13 protein-coding genes are annotated in these 14,448 nt (G+C 66.8%); 7 read left to right on the forward strand and 6 right to left on the reverse strand.

The features are described from left to right. Positions 1-873: an NAD(P)H-binding protein gene (locus H1D44_RS02675; RefSeq protein WP_181513308.1), complete on the reverse strand. Its 873-nt coding sequence runs from the start codon at positions 871-873 to the stop codon at positions 1-3. Between the two features lie 77 nt (positions 874-950). Here H1D44_RS02675 and H1D44_RS02680 point away from each other — a divergent pair, with 77 nt between their 5' ends. Together H1D44_RS02680 and recG are read left to right on the forward strand one after the other, a co-directional pair. Next, a complete protein-coding gene (locus H1D44_RS02680; protein WP_181513309.1) occupies positions 951-1,871 on the forward strand; it encodes a hydrogen peroxide-inducible genes activator in 921 nt (306 codons plus the stop codon). Then, entirely contained in the window at positions 1,868-3,949 is a 2,082-nt protein-coding gene (gene recG, locus H1D44_RS02685; protein WP_181513310.1) for an ATP-dependent DNA helicase RecG, read from the forward strand. Before H1D44_RS02680 ends, recG begins: the two co-directional genes overlap by 4 nt. 7 nt (positions 3,950-3,956) lie before the next feature. Here recG and yccS read toward each other — a convergent pair whose 3' ends face one another. Further along, positions 3,957-6,170 carry a YccS family putative transporter gene (gene yccS / locus H1D44_RS02690; RefSeq protein ID WP_181513311.1) on the reverse strand — a complete coding sequence of 738 codons (2,214 nt, stop codon included), beginning with the start codon at positions 6,168-6,170 and terminating at the stop codon, positions 3,957-3,959. A gap of 214 nt (positions 6,171-6,384) precedes the next feature. Between yccS and H1D44_RS02695 the strand changes: the two genes are divergently transcribed. The 5 genes from H1D44_RS02695 (at position 6,385) to H1D44_RS02715 (ending at position 11,392) form a co-directional block, all read left to right on the forward strand. Further along, complete coding sequence (locus H1D44_RS02695; RefSeq protein ID WP_181513312.1) at positions 6,385-7,206, forward strand: DUF3100 domain-containing protein; 822 nt, start codon at positions 6,385-6,387, stop codon at positions 7,204-7,206. Further along, the gene (locus H1D44_RS02700; RefSeq protein WP_181513313.1) at positions 7,193-7,693 is read left to right on the forward strand and encodes a hypothetical protein; all 501 of its coding nucleotides are present in this window, start codon (positions 7,193-7,195) and stop codon (positions 7,691-7,693) included. Before H1D44_RS02695 ends, H1D44_RS02700 begins: the two co-directional genes overlap by 14 nt. Positions 7,694-7,703: 10 nt before the next feature. Next, complete coding sequence (locus H1D44_RS02705; RefSeq protein ID WP_181513314.1) at positions 7,704-8,864, forward strand: M20 aminoacylase family protein; 1,161 nt, start codon at positions 7,704-7,706, stop codon at positions 8,862-8,864. 99 nt (positions 8,865-8,963) lie between these two features. After that, the gene (locus H1D44_RS02710) at positions 8,964-9,845 is read left to right on the forward strand and encodes an NAD(P)-dependent oxidoreductase (RefSeq protein WP_181513315.1); all 882 of its coding nucleotides are present in this window, start codon (positions 8,964-8,966) and stop codon (positions 9,843-9,845) included. After that, a complete protein-coding gene (locus tag H1D44_RS02715; RefSeq protein ID WP_181513316.1) occupies positions 9,842-11,392 on the forward strand; it encodes an aldehyde dehydrogenase family protein in 1,551 nt (516 codons plus the stop codon). Before H1D44_RS02710 ends, H1D44_RS02715 begins: the two co-directional genes overlap by 4 nt. On the opposite strand, the gene H1D44_RS02720 is transcribed toward H1D44_RS02715, so the two are convergent. The 4 genes from H1D44_RS02720 to H1D44_RS02735 all read right to left on the reverse strand — a co-directional run bounded on the left by H1D44_RS02720 (position 11,389) and on the right by H1D44_RS02735 (position 14,444). Beyond that, positions 11,389-12,318, reverse strand: coding sequence for a LysR substrate-binding domain-containing protein (locus tag H1D44_RS02720; RefSeq protein WP_181513317.1), 930 nt, complete (start codon positions 12,316-12,318; stop codon positions 11,389-11,391). The two genes, H1D44_RS02715 and H1D44_RS02720, sit on opposite strands and share 4 nt — an antisense overlap. Before the next feature lie 49 nt (positions 12,319-12,367). Then, positions 12,368-12,724 (reverse strand): hypothetical protein, encoded by a 357-nt coding sequence (locus H1D44_RS02725; RefSeq protein WP_181513318.1) that lies wholly within the window; start codon positions 12,722-12,724, stop codon positions 12,368-12,370. 78 nt (positions 12,725-12,802) lie between these two features. Beyond that, on the reverse strand, positions 12,803-13,081 hold the full coding sequence (locus H1D44_RS02730) for an HU family DNA-binding protein (RefSeq protein ID WP_010625919.1): 279 nt from the start codon (positions 13,079-13,081) through the stop codon (positions 12,803-12,805). A gap of 202 nt (positions 13,082-13,283) precedes the next feature. Further along, positions 13,284-14,444: an FAD-dependent oxidoreductase gene (locus H1D44_RS02735; RefSeq protein WP_181513319.1), complete on the reverse strand. Its 1,161-nt coding sequence runs from the start codon at positions 14,442-14,444 to the stop codon at positions 13,284-13,286. Between the last annotated feature and the right edge of the window lie 4 nt (positions 14,445-14,448).

Below are 14,448 nucleotides of genomic sequence, written 5' to 3' on the forward strand. Positions count from 1 at the left end.
TCAGACCGGTTCGGCGAGAAAGCCCCCCTCCTGCATGACCTGGGCATAGCCCTCTCGATAGCTGGGATAGCGAAAGTCGTAGCCCGTCTGGAGCAGGCGGGAGTTGTCACAGCGCTTGCTGGAGCGCTTGCGCAGCGGGGCCTGGATCACTTCGGTCGGTTCCACCTTGAGCTGGCTGGCAAGCCAGGCCATGACATCGTGCAGCGGCTCCGGTGCACAGTCGCTGGCAAGGTAAAGCGCCTCGAGGGCCTTGCCTGCCACATCGAGGCCGATCAGGTGGGACAGAACGCCTGCGCAGTCGTCGCGATGGATGCGGTTGGAGTACATCGGCGGGGTCTTGGGAGCGATACGTCCCTCCAGTACCTGACGGATCAAGCGATCACGACCCGGACCGTAGATTCCGGAGAAGCGTACCGCCGTGCCCGTCAGCGGGCTGTCCCACAGCGCCCGTTCGGCCTCGCGCAGCAGCATGCCGGCAAAGCCGGTGGACTCGGCAGCGGCCGACTCATCGACTTGCTCGCCCTCTTTCTGGCCATAGACGCTGGTCGAAGAGACGAAGATCAGCCGTTTCGGTGTGGCGTCCCGTGCCTCGTAGGTACGCAGCACGGCCTTGAGGCCATCGGGATAGGCGGCCCGATAGGCGGCTTCGTCGAAACGATCGGCGCTGAGGATATAGACCACGTAGTCCGCGTCGGGCAATGCCGCGAGTGCGGCCTCGTCGTTCAGGTCCAGCGGCAAGGGCTCGATACCGCTATTCTCCAGTGCCGCCACGCTTCGGCGGGCACCGATCACCCGATGGCCGGCCTCCAGCAACAACTTGCCCAGCACCATGCCGATGTCGCCGCAGCCCAGAATTAGTGTGGTTTTCTTCACCTTTCTCTCGCCCCCTGATAAAAAGTCCCTATTGAAAGTCATCTATCGTCCGAGAGGATGCCCACGGGGCACCAGACATGACTCTAACAGAACTTCGCTACATCGTAACCTTGGCGCAGGAGCGCCACTTCGGCCGAGCGGCAGAGCGCTGCTTCGTTTCCCAGCCCACGCTGTCGGTCGCCGTCAAGAAACTCGAGGAGGAGCTCGGCGTGGCGCTGTTCGAGCGCTCCAAGTCGACCGTGCAGGTAACACCGCTGGGCGAGAAGATCGTCGAGCAGGCCCAGCGCGTGCTGGAGCAGAGCAGCGTGATCAAGGAGCTGGCCAATGCCGGCAAGGACCAGCTCGCCAGCCCCCTGCGCATCGGCGCCATCTACACCATCGGCCCCTACCTTTTCCCGCATCTGGTGCCGGCCTTGACGCGCAGCGCGCCACAGATGCCGCTCTACATCGAAGAGGGCTTCACCGCCAACCTGCGACGCAAGCTGCGCAGCGGCGAGTTGGATGCCATCCTCATCGCCCTGCCGTTCACCGAGACAGATGTGGTCACCAAACCCCTCTACGAAGAGGAGTTCGAGGTGCTGATCCCGGCCGATCACGCCTGGGCCGAGCGGGAATTCATCGAAAAGGAGGACCTGCTCAAGGAGCGCCTGCTGCTGCTCGGCGAAGGCCATTGCTTCCGCGACCAGATCCTCGAGGCCTGCCCCGCCATCAGCCATCAGCTCAACAGCCCGCACAACACCCTCACCGCCGAAGGGGGCTCCTTGGAGACCATCCGTCACATGGTGGCCTCCAAGTTGGGCATCACCGTGCTGCCGCAGTCGGCCATCGGCACCGGACACTACGAAAGCGGGCTGCTCACCAGCCGGCCGTTCAAGTCCCCAGCCCCTTCGCGCACCGTGGCAATTGCCTGGCGGGCCAGCTTCCCGCGGCCCAAGGCGATAGATGCGGTGACTGAAGCCATCGCCCAGTGTCATGAGGCGCTTCCCGAACCGGCATGAATGAGCTCGACGCGCCGGTCACCTCCCTGAAGGGCGTCGGGGAAGCGGTTGCGGTGAAGCTGGCAAGGCTGCGCGTCGACAGCGTGGCCGATCTGCTATTTCACCTGCCGCTGCGCTACCAGGACCGCACCCGCATCACTCCCATCGGCACCCTGCGGGCCGGACACGAGGCGGTGGTAGAGGGCGAGGTCTCGGCCAGCGACGTGGTCAAGGGGCGCCGGCGCAGCCTGCTGGTGAGGCTGCGCGACGGCTCCGGCATCATCAGCCTGCGCTTCTTCCATTTTTCCCCGGCCCAGCAGCAGCAGTTCCGTCCCGGCACGCGGGTGCGCTGCTTCGGCGAGGCGCGCGCCGGCGCCACCGGGCTCGAGATCTACCATCCCGAATACCGCCTGCTCAGCGCCGACGCCCCGCCGGTGGAGGATCACCTGACGCCGATCTATCCCACCACCGAGGGCCTCAACCAGGCACGCCTGCGGGCGCTGATCGAGCAGGCCCTGGTCCGCCTCGACGAAGATCCCGAAGCGCTACCCGACTGGCTTGGCCCCGACCTGCGAGAGCGCTTCCAACTGCCGGAGCTGCACCACTGCCTACACGTACTGCATCAGCCGCCCCCCGATGTCGACCCCGAGCGCCTCGCCAGCGGCATGCACCCGACGGCTCGACGCCTGGCCCTGGAAGAACTGCTTGCCCATCGCCTCAGCCTGCAGCAGGTGCGGCTGAAGATTCAGGAGGACGGCGCCCCGGCACTGCCCAGCGGGCGCGGGCTGCAGGCGCGCTTTCTGACCCAGCTGCCGTTCTCGCTGACCGGCGCCCAGCGCCGCGTGCTCGACGAGATCGCAGCGGACCTGGGCCGCGAGCTGCCCATGCTGCGCCTGGTGCAGGGCGATGTCGGTTCGGGCAAGACGGTGGTGGCCGCCATGGCTGCCCTGTCAGCCATTGCCGGCGACTGCCAGGCGGCGATGATGGCACCCACCGAAATACTTGCCGAGCAGCACTACCGTACGCTCAAGGCATGGTTCGAGCCGCTCGGGATCGAGGTGGCATGGCTCTCGGGCAAGCTCAAGGGCAAGGCGCGGCTCGACACCAAGGCCGCCATCCTCGATGGCCGTGCTCGCATGGTGGTGGGCACTCATGCCCTGTTCCAGGGTGACGTGCATTTCCAGCGTCTGGGGCTGGCCATCGTCGATGAGCAGCACCGCTTCGGCGTGCACCAGCGGCTGGCGCTGCGCGAGAAGGGCGAGGCAGGCGGACTCACGCCCCACCAGTTGGTGATGACCGCCACGCCGATTCCACGCACCCTGGCGATGAGCGCCTATGCCGACCTCGATGTCTCGATCATCGACGAGCTCCCCCCCGGGCGCACGCCAGTGAAGACGGTGGTGGTGCCTGACGAGCGCCGTCCCGAAGTGGTCGAGCGCATCCGCCACGCCTGCACCGAGGGGCGCCAGGCCTACTGGGTCTGTACCCTGATCGAGGAGTCCGACGCGCTGCAGTGCCAGGCCGCCGAGGCGGCTCGTGACGAGCTCACCGAGGCGCTGCCGGAGCTGGCCATCGGCCTCGTCCACGGGCGCATGAAGCCTGCCGAGAAAGCGGCGATGATGGATGCCTTCAAGAGCGGCGAACTCGATCTGCTGGTGGCCACCACGGTGATCGAGGTGGGCGTCGACGTACCCAACGCCAGCCTGATGATCATCGAGAACCCCGAACGCCTGGGCCTGTCGCAGCTGCACCAGCTGCGCGGACGGGTCGGGCGCGGCACCAGCGAGAGCTTCTGCGTATTGCTCTATCACGGGCCGCTGTCGGCCCACTCCCGCGAACGGCTGGCGGTGATGCGCGAAACCAACGACGGTTTTCGCATCGCCGAGAAGGATCTCGAGCTGCGCGGCCCCGGCGAGGTACTCGGCACCCGTCAGACGGGGCTGGCGCAGATGAAGATCGCCGACCTGGAGCGCGACGCCGATCTGCTCGAGCGAGTGGCCCCGCTGGCCGAGGCCCTGCTGGCCCGCCACCCCGAGGCGAGCCGGCCGCTGATCCGCCGCTGGCTGGGCGAGGAAGCCGGGCGCTACGGCCAGGTGTGAGCGCGGCTCAGGCCGCGGCCGGCCCGGCGCCCGGCTCACCCGGTGCCAGCGGGGCGCCCGCCAGGCGGCTGGCGGCCTCGGTCAAGGGCTCCAGCTGTCGCACGATCAGCCCAAGCTGGGTATGCAGGCCTGCCCCCTCCTCTTCCCACACCGGCGGTAGTGCCGTCAGCTCCGCCTGCAGCGCCTCACGGGCGGCGGCTCCCCCCGCCAGCGGTTCACGCCGGGCCAGGCAGTCGGCCAGCCGCTTGAGGTAGTCGGCGATGCCCTCCGCCGCCGTCAGCAGGCGCCAGTCGCTCTCTTTCGGCTCGAGGCGCTGCCGGTGGGCACCCAGCGCCGAGAGATAGCTCAGCAGCGTGTGCGAGTGCACCAGGAAGCGAAAGCCGTCGTCGGCCACCCGGCGACGATACGTATGGGGCTCCTGCAGCATGTTGGAGAGCACCGTCGACAACTCGGCATCGGCATTGTGGGCGTTGCGCCGCGCCAGCCGATAGGCCAGGTCGTCCTGCTTGCCGCTGCGGTACTGGTGCAGGATCTCCTGCAGGTAGCGATGGCTCGCCGCCAGGGTGCTGGCCGCCTGGCGATGCAGGCGCCTTGCCTGCCAGTCGGGCAGGACCACCAGGACGGCAAGGCCAGCGGCCAGGGCGCCGATCAGCGTATCGAAGAGCCGCGGCCAGATCAGGTCGAAGCCGTCCCCTATCTGGTTGAAGCTGCACAGCACCAGCAGCGTGATCGCCGCAGTGGCGATCACGTAATGCCGCTCCCGCGTGGCGAAGAAGGTCACCCCGGCAATGACCGCGATTGCCGTCTGCAGCAGGGCACCGGGAAACAGCGTGATCGAGGCCCAGCCGACCACCAGGCCCAGCACGGTGCCGACGATACGCTGGCTGAGGAAGCGCCGGGTGGCGCCAAAGTTGGGACGGCACACGAACAGCGTGGTGAGCAGGATCCAGAAGCTCTGGGCGGGTGGCAGCAGGTGAAGCAACCCGTAGCCAGCCAGCAGCGCGAGGGGCAGTCGGACGGCATGCCGAAAGGTGGGGGACGTCACCGTCAGGTTGAGCCGGATACGTTCCCACGCCTCCTTGAAGCTGCCCGGGGAGCGGTCGAACAGGCTGGTATCACCCGGGGCCTCGTCGGCGGCATCGGGATTGTGTGCCGTGGCCAACTGCTCCTCCAGGCTGGCGAGGTTATCGGCCAGTGCGTTAAGGGCAGGCAAGAGCTCCCGCCACGCTGGGTTGCGCATGTCTCGCAGGTTGGCGATGGAGGCATGCAGGTCGGCAAGGGCCTGTTCGCTCTGGTCATGCTCGAAGGAGCGATTGAGCAATAGCGCCTTGCCCAGCCGCTTGCACGCAAGGCCCTGCTGGTCGAGCAGGCGCTGGCAGCGGAACAGCACGTCGTGGTGGAAAAAGGCCTCGGTCAGCTGAGCATAGGGATAGTGAGACGAACTGGCCCGCTCATGGATGTCCTGGGCAATGAAGTAGATCCGCAAGTAGCGGTTCAGCTTGCGGCTGCCACGCTGCCCCTCGAGCCGGCGAAAGATCATCTCCTTGGCCTGGTTCATCGCACCCACCACCCTGCCGTTCTGCCGCGCCAGCGCCAGGCGCCGCGCCTCGATATCCACCCCTCTCAGTGGCTCGAACAGCGTGGCCTTCAGTATCAGATATTTGCCCAGTTCACGATAGAGCTCGGCCATGCTCTGCTTGAGCGGTTGGCGCGAAAAGAGAGCACACCAGACCACCGAGATCGCACCATACCAGGCCGCACCCGACAGGATCAGCAGCGTCTGGCTCCAATCGCCTTCCTGCGGCACGCCTCCATGGTGTTCGATGTTGATCATGGTATAGATGGCGAGGATCAGGGTGCCGGAGGCGATGGTGGCGTAGCGCTGCCCCACGGCGCCCAGCATGATCAGCACGAAGGTGGCCACACCAAGCCCTGCAGCGAACAGCCACGGCCAGGGAAACAGCCACAGCACCACGAGAGAGGCCACCGCGAAGCAGATCAGCGTAACCACGAGCGCCTGCAGGCGACCCTGCCAGCTGTCGTCGGTTTCCGACAGGGCACTGGCGATGATGCCGAGGAACAGCGGGATCATCAGCGCGATGTCCCCGGCCACCCAGCTGAGCAGCAATGCGCCACTGAAGGCGAGGAAGACGCGCAGGCTGTAAGCGAACTTGTCCAGGGTCCACAAGCGCCGCAGCGACAGGGAGAGCGAGGTCGGCATGGTGTTCGGCTTATTGTTGGTGAGACATGCTCAGTCTACTGACATTAGACTTTCGTATAAAGCCAAACCTCCCTTCGGAAACCGACATCTCGTGGCGCCCCGCAGGGTGCGGCATCACGGCCTGCGTAGCAAAAAGCAGAACACCTAGCGCCTATCATTGGAACACCCTCATTTCGATACTCAAGATGTCCCCCAACACGACAAGGACAATCCAATGGACATGAAGTTGCTGCTCAACTGGCGCCTGCACCTGACGGTGATACTAGCGTCGCTTCTCGCCGAGTGGATCGGCATTCTGCGCATTCCCCTCGGCCCCGGCACGCTACTGCTGCTGCCGCTGTTCTACGCCTTCATCATTGGCGTTTTGTTCAACCCGCACCTGTTCTCGAGCATGCAGCGGGTGATTCCCAAGCCGGTCAGCAACGCCGCCGGACCGCTGATCATGATCTCGATCCTGCCCTTCATCGCCAAGTTCGGCTCCACCATCGGACCGGCCATCGAGCAGATCATCGCCGCCGGGCCGGCACTGATCCTGCAGGAGCTGGGCAATCTCGGCACCATGCTGCTGGCACTGCCCTTCGCCGTGCTGGTACTGCGCATGGGGCGCGAGGCCATCGGCGCCACCTACTCCATCGCCCGCGAGCCCAACATCGCCATCATCTCGGACAAGTACGGCCTGAGAAGCCCCGAGGGCATCGGCATCATGGGCGTCTACGTGGTGGGCACCATGTTCGGCACCCTCTACTTCGCGCTGATGGCCGGCTATCTCGCCTCGCTGGACATCATCGACATTCGTGCCCTGGCCATGGCCTGCGGCGTAGGCAGCGGCAGCATGGTTGCAGCCTGCTCGGGTGCCCTGGCCGAAGCCGCTCCGCACCTGCGCGACGACCTGCTGGCCTTCTCCGGCGCCAGTAATCTGCTGACCTACGCCACCGGTCTTTACGTTTCCCTGTTCATCGCCCTGCCCACGGCAGAGTGGCTGTACAAGCGCCTCGGCGGCGCCAAGCTCAAGGAGGCCCACAATGAAACCCTCTGATACGACTGCACCCGACAACGGTTTCGATGCTTCCGCCCTGCAGGAACTGCGGCCCGAGCAGCAGCTCGGCAAGACCGCTCTGCTGCTGGCCGTGGTATGCGTCGCGGCGTGGATCGCCAACATCGTGCATGGCGCCCCGCTGCACCAGGCGCTGCCCGGCATGGTGCTGCTCTACGTCATGGTCATGATCGGCCTGCTCATCGGTCGCTTCGCGCCGTTCTACCTGCCTAGCGTGGCCTGGGTCTCGCTGATCAGCATCGTCATGACGCTGCCCTTCTTTCCCGGCAATGGCTGGATCGTCGGCCAGCTCTCCCATGTGAACTTTCTCGCCGTGGTGACCCCGGTGCTGGCCTATGCCGGCCTGGCGCTGACCGGCCGCGAGTTCACCATGTTCCGTCAGACCGGCTGGAAACTGGTGATCGTCTCGCTGCTGGTCTTCACCGGTACCTTCGTCGCTTCGGCATTCATTGCCCATTTGATTATCTGAGGAGCCGCTCATGGATGACAGCCTGCTGCCGACGCCGGAACGCCTCTCTGCCTGGCGCCACGACTTCCACCGCCACCCGGAGACCGCCTTCGAGGAGCACCGCACCGGCGCCCGTATTGCCGAGCTGCTGCGTCAGGCCGGGCTCGAGGTCGTCGCCGGGCTGGGGAGGGGTACCGGTGTAGTGGCGATTCTCGACGGCAGGCGCGGCCCCGGGCATGCCATCGGGCTGCGGGCTGACATCGATGCGCTCGACGTCGAGGAGGCCAACCGCTTTGCCCACGCCTCCCAGGTGCCGGGCAAGATGCACGCCTGCGGCCACGATGGACACACCACCATGCTGCTGGGGGCGGCCTATGCGCTGGCCGCCGACCCGGACTTCGCCGGGCGGGTGTACTTCATCTTCCAGCCGGCGGAGGAGAGCGAGGGCGGCGGCCGCGTGATGGTCGAGGAGGGGCTCTTCGAGCGCTTCCCCATGGAAGCCGTCTATGGCCTGCACAACTGGCCGGGGCTCGCCGTGGGCGAGGCGGCGGTACACGACGGCGCAGTGATGGCCGCCTTCGACGTCTTCACCCTGAAGCTCAGCGGGCGCGGCTGTCATGCCGCCATGCCCCACCTGGGCAGCGACACCATACTGGCCGCCTGTCAGCTGGCCAGCCAGCTGCAGGGGTTGATCAGCCGCGAAACGCCGCCACACCAGAGCGCGGTGCTCAGCATCACCCAGTTCCACGCCGGCGACGCCTTCAACGTGATCCCGGAGACGGTGGAGCTGCGCGGCACCCTGCGCTGCTTCGACGGCGAGCTGCGCGCCTACCTGGAGCGACGCTTGCGCCAGGCAATCGAGGCGCTGGCCGGATTCCACGACCTCAGGGTCGAGCTCGACTATCAGTCGCGCTACCCCGCCACGATCAACGCACCCGAGCATGCGGCACGCTGCGCCGGGGTGCTCGAGACGCTGCCGGGTATCACCCGCGTACATCGCGACCTGCCGCCCAGCATGGCCTCCGAAGACTTCGCCTTCATGCTCGAGGCCTGCCCCGGCGCTTACATCTGGCTCGGCAACGGAGTCGAGAGCGCCGCCCTGCACAATCCACTCTACGACTTCAACGACGCCATCGCCCCGCTAGGCGTGGCGTACTGGCAGGCGCTGGTCACGACCCTGCTCGACGACTGACGGCGCTTTTCGCCACGGCTTCCATGGCCGCAGCGTCGCTGCGGTCCGGATCGACGCGCCTGCCAGACACGACATTCTGCATCTTCTTGAGGAACAACCATGAAAATCTGCGTTATCGGCCTCGGCCAGATGGGCGGCAACATGGCCCTGACCCTGCAAGCCGCCGGCTTCGACGTCACCGGCAGCGACCTGTTCGACAGCGCCCGCCTGTGCCTGGCGGAGCAGGGGTTGCCGGCGGTCGCCCCCGACCAGCTGCCGCCGTGCGACGTCTACCTGCTGTCGCTGCCCACCTCCGCACAGGTGCGGGAGGTGATCGAAACTTCGCCCGGTCTGCTCGGCCTGGCGCCGAAGGGCAGCGTCATCGTCGATACCTCGACCTCGGATCCGGTGGTCAGTCGAGAGCTGGCCGCCAAGGTTCAGGCCGCCGGGCTGGCGTGGCTCGACGCCCCGGTCAGCGGCGGCCCCAAGGGGGCGGCGACGGGCAAGCTCGGCATGCTGCTCGGCGGCGAGTCGGCCACCATCGAGCGTCTGGCACCGATGCTCGACGCGATGTCGGCCCGCTACACCCACGTCGGCGGGCCGGGCAGTGGCCATGTGGTCAAGCTGGCCAATAACTATCTCTGTGCCGCCCACCTGCTGACCACCGCCGAGGCAGTGGCCATGGCCGCTCGAGCCGGGGTCGATCCTGCGGCCTGCCTGGCCGGGCTCAACAGCGGTTCGGGACGCAGTGCGGTCAGCGAGGTCAATTTCCCCGAGTGGATTCTCTCCGGGCGCTTCGATTCTGGCTTCACCACCGGCCTGATGCGCAAGGACCTACGCCTGGCCCGCGACGCCGCCGAGCGCCTCGACATGCCGCCGGGCCTGCTCCAAGCCGTAGTCGAGGCGTGGCACGCCGATCCCGAGTCCCCCGCTGATAGCGACGACTTCAACCGTATCGCCGGTGCGCTGCTGGCCGCTGCTACCGAGGAGAACGCATCATGAACCACCTCAATAACCAGGCCCGGGAGCATCTCTCGGCGCTGCTCGATGGCTTCGGCCTGCAGGGCGCAACGCCGCTGTCCAACTGGGTCGACGGCGCGCCCTGCCCGGGCGAAGGCGAGGCGATCACGTTGATCGATCCCGCCACCGGCGAGACGTTGCTCGGCTACCGCGACGCCGGCCCGGCTCCGGTCGAGCGCGCCGTTGCCGCCGCCACCCGGGCACAGCAGGCGTGGATGGCGCTCACTGCCAGCGAGCGCGGCCGGCGCATGAACGCCGCCGTGCGCGGCCTCGAAGGCCACGAGGAGGCGCTGGCCCAGCTCGAGAGCGTGGTAGCCGGCAAGCCGATCCGCGACTGCCGCGGCGAGGTCGGCAAGGTGCGCGAGATGTTCGAGTACTACGCCGGCTGGTGCGACAAGCAGCACGGTGAGGTGATCCCGGTACCCACCAGCCACCTCAACTACGTACGCCACGTGCCCTATGGGGTAGTGGGCCAGATCACGCCGTGGAACGCGCCGATGTTCACCTGTGCCTGGCAGCTCGCCCCGGCCATCGCCGCCGGCAACGGCGTGGTGCTCAAGCCCTCGGAGCTCACCCCCTTCACCTCGGTGACGATCGCCCGGCTGCTGGAGCAGGGCGGCCTGCCCAAGGGGCTGGTCAACATCGTCAACGGCCTGGGCCCGAGCACCGGCGCGGCGCTCACCGGCAGCGAAGGCATCAGCAAGCTGGTGTTCGTCGGCTCGCCCCAGAGCGGGCGCCTGATCGCCGAGGCCGGCGCCCGGCGCCTGGTGCCGAGCGTGCTGGAACTGGGCGGCAAGTCGGCCAACATCGTCTTCGCCGACGCCAGCCTCGACGCCGCCGTGGCAGGCGCCCAGGCGGCGATCTTCGCCGCGGCGGGACAGAGCTGCGTGGCCGGCTCGCGACTGCTGGTCCAGCGCGAGGCCTTCGCGGAGGTGACCGAGCGGCTGGCGCGTGCCGCAGCCGAGATCACCGTCGGCCTGCCCGCCGACGAGGCGACCCGCATGGGGCCGCTGCAGAACGCCCGCCAGTACGCACACGTGACGCGCATGATCGAGGACGCCGTGGCCGCCGGCGCGCGGGTGATCGTCGGCGGCAGCCGCCCGGCAGGCTTGCCCGAGGAGGCACAGGGCTACTTCCTGGCCCCCACCGTACTGGTCGACGTCACCCCGGAAATGGAGATCGCCCGCGAGGAGGTGTTCGGCCCGGTGCTGGTGGCGATGCCCTTCGACGACGAGGCGGATGCCGTACGCCTGGCCAACGCCACCCGCTTCGGCCTGGCCGGTGCGGTGTGGACCCAGGACCCGGCCCGCGCGCATCGGGTGGCCGCTCAGCTGCGCGCCGGCACGGTGTGGATCAACGGCTACAAGGCAATCAGCGTGATGTCGCCCTTCGGCGGCTTCGGCGACAGCGGCTTCGGCCGTTCCAGCGGCCTCGACGGCCTGCGCGAGTACACCCTGCCTCAGAGCGTATGGGTAGAGACCGCCAGCGAAGCCAGCGTGGCCATGGGCTACGGCAGCGGCGTGGGTTAACGGATAGAGGTCGAATCGACGTTCTGGAAGGCCTGCATCCAGCGCTGCAGGTGGCGCAGGAGCAGGATACTGGCCTTGGGCTGCTGGCGGCCGATGCGGGTCACCATGTGCGCCTGGGAGCGCTGGAACAGCGGGTCGTCAACGGAGCGAGCCACCAGTCGCCCCTCGGCCAGGTCACCCGCCACGGCAAAGGCCGGCAGCAGAGTGATGCCCATGCCGCTGCGCACGTACTGGGCCAGGATGGCCATGGAGTTGGTGTTCATGGCCATGCGCGGCCGCAGCCGGGCCTGCAGAAATGCCTCGTCCACCATGTGGCGCACCTGATGGCTGGGGTCCCACATCGCCATGGGCGCCTCGCTCAGCTGCGCCAGGGTCAGAGGCTGAGCCTCTTCGGCCAGAGGATGATCGGGCGGCAATATGGCCATCAGCGGCTGCGGGCTCGAAACCCAGAAACGCAGCTGGTGATGGGTCCGCTCATGAAACATCAGGCCAATATGCGCCTGCTCATCGATGACTGCCTCGATGATGCCCGAGGTACCGGCCAGGTGGATATCGATCTGAATACCGGTATATCGCTCGGTGAATTCACGCAGCGGCTTGGCCACCAGGTCGCCGACGAAGCCTTCGCCCACCACCAGCGCCACGGTGCCGGTCTCCATCCGCTGATAGGCTTCCAGCGAAGCAATGAAACTCTCGTCCAGGGCGCCGCGGCGCTCGCAGTATTCGAGCAGCATCTCGCCCACCGGCGTGGGCCGGATCCCCGTCCGCTTGCGCTCAAGCAGCGTGGCGCCCAGAGCCTCTTCCAGCAGGTTGAGTTGCCGGCTCACTGCCGACGGCGCGATATCGAGGCGAGCGGCGGCCTGGCGCACCGAGCCCGACTCCAGGGTGACTCTGAAATAGACCAGACGCTGGTGGGGTATGTCCACGTCCTATTCCGCCGACTAAAGGCATGATAATTCGTGAAATGGTGCGGACTCAGAGATGCTTGAGCAGCTTCTGCAGCTTCTGCAGATCGCCCGAATCGCCCACCAGGCGCACCTTGCCGGCCATCATGCCGTCGAGAAAGGCCTGCTGGGTCGGCTTGCGCAGTACTCTTATCGCAGTGGCCTCGTCATCGAAGCGCAGCTCCAGGTCGAGATCCACCGGCAACCCGGCGCCGGCCTGAATCCCTTGGGGCGACATCAGGTAATGGCGGGCAATGGAAAGATCTTCCGTGGCAATACCCCAGTCGAGACGGCGTATCTCCGACAGGGTCTCACGGAAGGCAGGCTTGCGGCGCAGGGCGCGTTTGAGCATCCACCCAAGCAGCCACAGCATGAGTCGCAGCTTCATGTCGAGTCCGATTCGATCAGGTGGAAGGGTATCGCGGCCTGACAGTGCAGGCCGCGCCACGAAGGGTCACAGCGACGGTCAGCCCTTGCCGACGGCGTCCTTGAGCCCTTTGCCCGGCTTGAAGGCAACGGTCTTGCTGGCCGGAATGGCCAGCGGCTGGCCGGTCTGCGGGTTCTTGCCGGTACGCGCGGCGCGCTCGCGCACGGTAAAGGTACCGAAACCGATCAGGGAGACATCCTGCCCCTGGGCCACGCTGCCGGTGATCTCGTCGAGAATGACGTTGAGCACCTGGCTGGCCTTGTCCTTGGAAAGTTCCGCACGCTCGGCAATTGCCGCGGCGAGTTCTGGCTTACGCATACAGCCCTCCTGGTATTGGCTTTTATCCCGGCCACGAAGCCGGTGAGTTGTTATCATGAACGAATCACGAAGGTATCGCCTGTCACTTCTTCCCCGGGAGAGCCCGTCCCCTTGACTGGGTTCTTCCCTTGCTCCTGAAGCTTCAAGCGCGGTTATCACCGCGTACCCCATGCTGATGAAGCCGGTCATGACGATGACGTGACTAGCCTAGCAATGGCGGCATTGCCCGCGCCAGCTCAACTTTCCGCTTCACGCGGCCTCCTGTCAACGCAAAGCCAATCAAACGTTCGTCTCGATCTTCGGCAAGAGCACTCAGGTTCCATCCCTCTCCCTCGATGCGCCAGCGCACCGGCGCCTGCAGCGGGGGCAGTGCCACCACCGGCAGCAGAGGCGTCTTGACCAGCACAGGCCAAGCACCGTAGCTCACTTGAGTAGGCGTGCCAGCCAGCGTGCAGGCCAGCGCCTTGGCGCTAGCCTGCAGCGGCTGCACGTACATGGCATTGACCCCATCGACGCAGGCCACGTCCCCCAACGCGTGGATGCCTGGTACGGAGGCAGCCAGATAGCGATCGACGTGAATACCGGCAGAGCCCACGGCCAGCCCGGCTGCCTCGGCCAGCTCGGTTCGCGGACGCAGGCCGGTTGCGACGAGCACCAGGTCGGCCTCGAGCTGGCGGCCATCGTCGAGCGACAGGCCGATGTCGCCACCGGTTTCTTCCAGACGCAGGAGGCTGCGTCCCAGATTCAGCGCGATGCCGGCCTCGGCGAAGGCGTCGCCGAGGGCACGCCCCAGCGGCTCCGGCAACAGCCGGGGGAGCGGGGCATCCTCGGGAGCAACCAGAGTCACCGCATGGCCGCCTGCCGCCAGGTCGTTGGCGAATTCGCAGCCCACCAGTCCGGCACCGACGATGGCCACGCGGGCTGGCCGGCCAAGGGACTCGAGGGCGGCGGAAAAGCGCCGATAGTCGTCCAGATCGTTGACGCTGAAGACACGGCCCGCAAGCGGCTCGGGAACGGCAAACGGCACGCTGGGGGCGGCCCCCGTGGCCAGCACCAGCTCGCCGAAAGGCAGGCTCTCCTCACCGATGTGCAGGCATCGCGCGTGCGTGTCGATGGCATCAACCCGGGTATGAGTGCGCACCACCGCGCCCAGTTGATCGGCCAGTTCGAGGGCAGAGCGCATCGCCAGGCGTTCAGGCGCCAGGCGCTTGGCAAAGCCGGAGGAGAGCATCGGCTTGGAATAGTCGTCACCGCTGTCGGCAGTGATCAGGGTCACCTGACGTTCGGCATCCCGTTGACGCAGCTGCTTGAGCAGGCCGAAGCCGGCCATACCTGAACCGATAATGGTGAGAGGTCGACTCATGAGA

Source organism: Billgrantia kenyensis (genome assembly GCF_013697085.1).
Classification (GTDB): Bacteria; Pseudomonadota; Gammaproteobacteria; order Pseudomonadales; family Halomonadaceae; genus Halomonas; species Halomonas kenyensis.

Excerpts from the sequence above, each read along its gene's own strand:
- H1D44_RS02680 (WP_181513309.1), top strand. The coding sequence starts at position 951 with ATGACTCTAACAGAACTTCGCTACATCGTAACCTTGGCGCAGGAGCGC.
- recG (WP_181513310.1), top strand. The coding sequence starts at position 1,868 with ATGAATGAGCTCGACGCGCCGGTCACCTCCCTGAAGGGCGTCGGGGAA.
- yccS (WP_181513311.1), bottom strand. The coding sequence starts at position 6,170 with ATGCCGACCTCGCTCTCCCTGTCGCTGCGGCGCTTGTGGACCCTGGAC.
- H1D44_RS02695 (WP_181513312.1), top strand. The coding sequence starts at position 6,385 with ATGGACATGAAGTTGCTGCTCAACTGGCGCCTGCACCTGACGGTGATA.
- H1D44_RS02700 (WP_181513313.1), top strand. The coding sequence starts at position 7,193 with ATGAAACCCTCTGATACGACTGCACCCGACAACGGTTTCGATGCTTCC.
- H1D44_RS02705 (WP_181513314.1), top strand. The coding sequence starts at position 7,704 with ATGGATGACAGCCTGCTGCCGACGCCGGAACGCCTCTCTGCCTGGCGC.
- H1D44_RS02710 (WP_181513315.1), top strand. The coding sequence starts at position 8,964 with ATGAAAATCTGCGTTATCGGCCTCGGCCAGATGGGCGGCAACATGGCC.
- H1D44_RS02715 (WP_181513316.1), top strand. The coding sequence starts at position 9,842 with ATGAACCACCTCAATAACCAGGCCCGGGAGCATCTCTCGGCGCTGCTC.
- H1D44_RS02725 (WP_181513318.1), bottom strand. The coding sequence starts at position 12,724 with ATGAAGCTGCGACTCATGCTGTGGCTGCTTGGGTGGATGCTCAAACGC.
- H1D44_RS02730 (WP_010625919.1), bottom strand. The coding sequence starts at position 13,081 with ATGCGTAAGCCAGAACTCGCCGCGGCAATTGCCGAGCGTGCGGAACTT.
- H1D44_RS02735 (WP_181513319.1), bottom strand. The coding sequence starts at position 14,444 with ATGAGTCGACCTCTCACCATTATCGGTTCAGGTATGGCCGGCTTCGGC.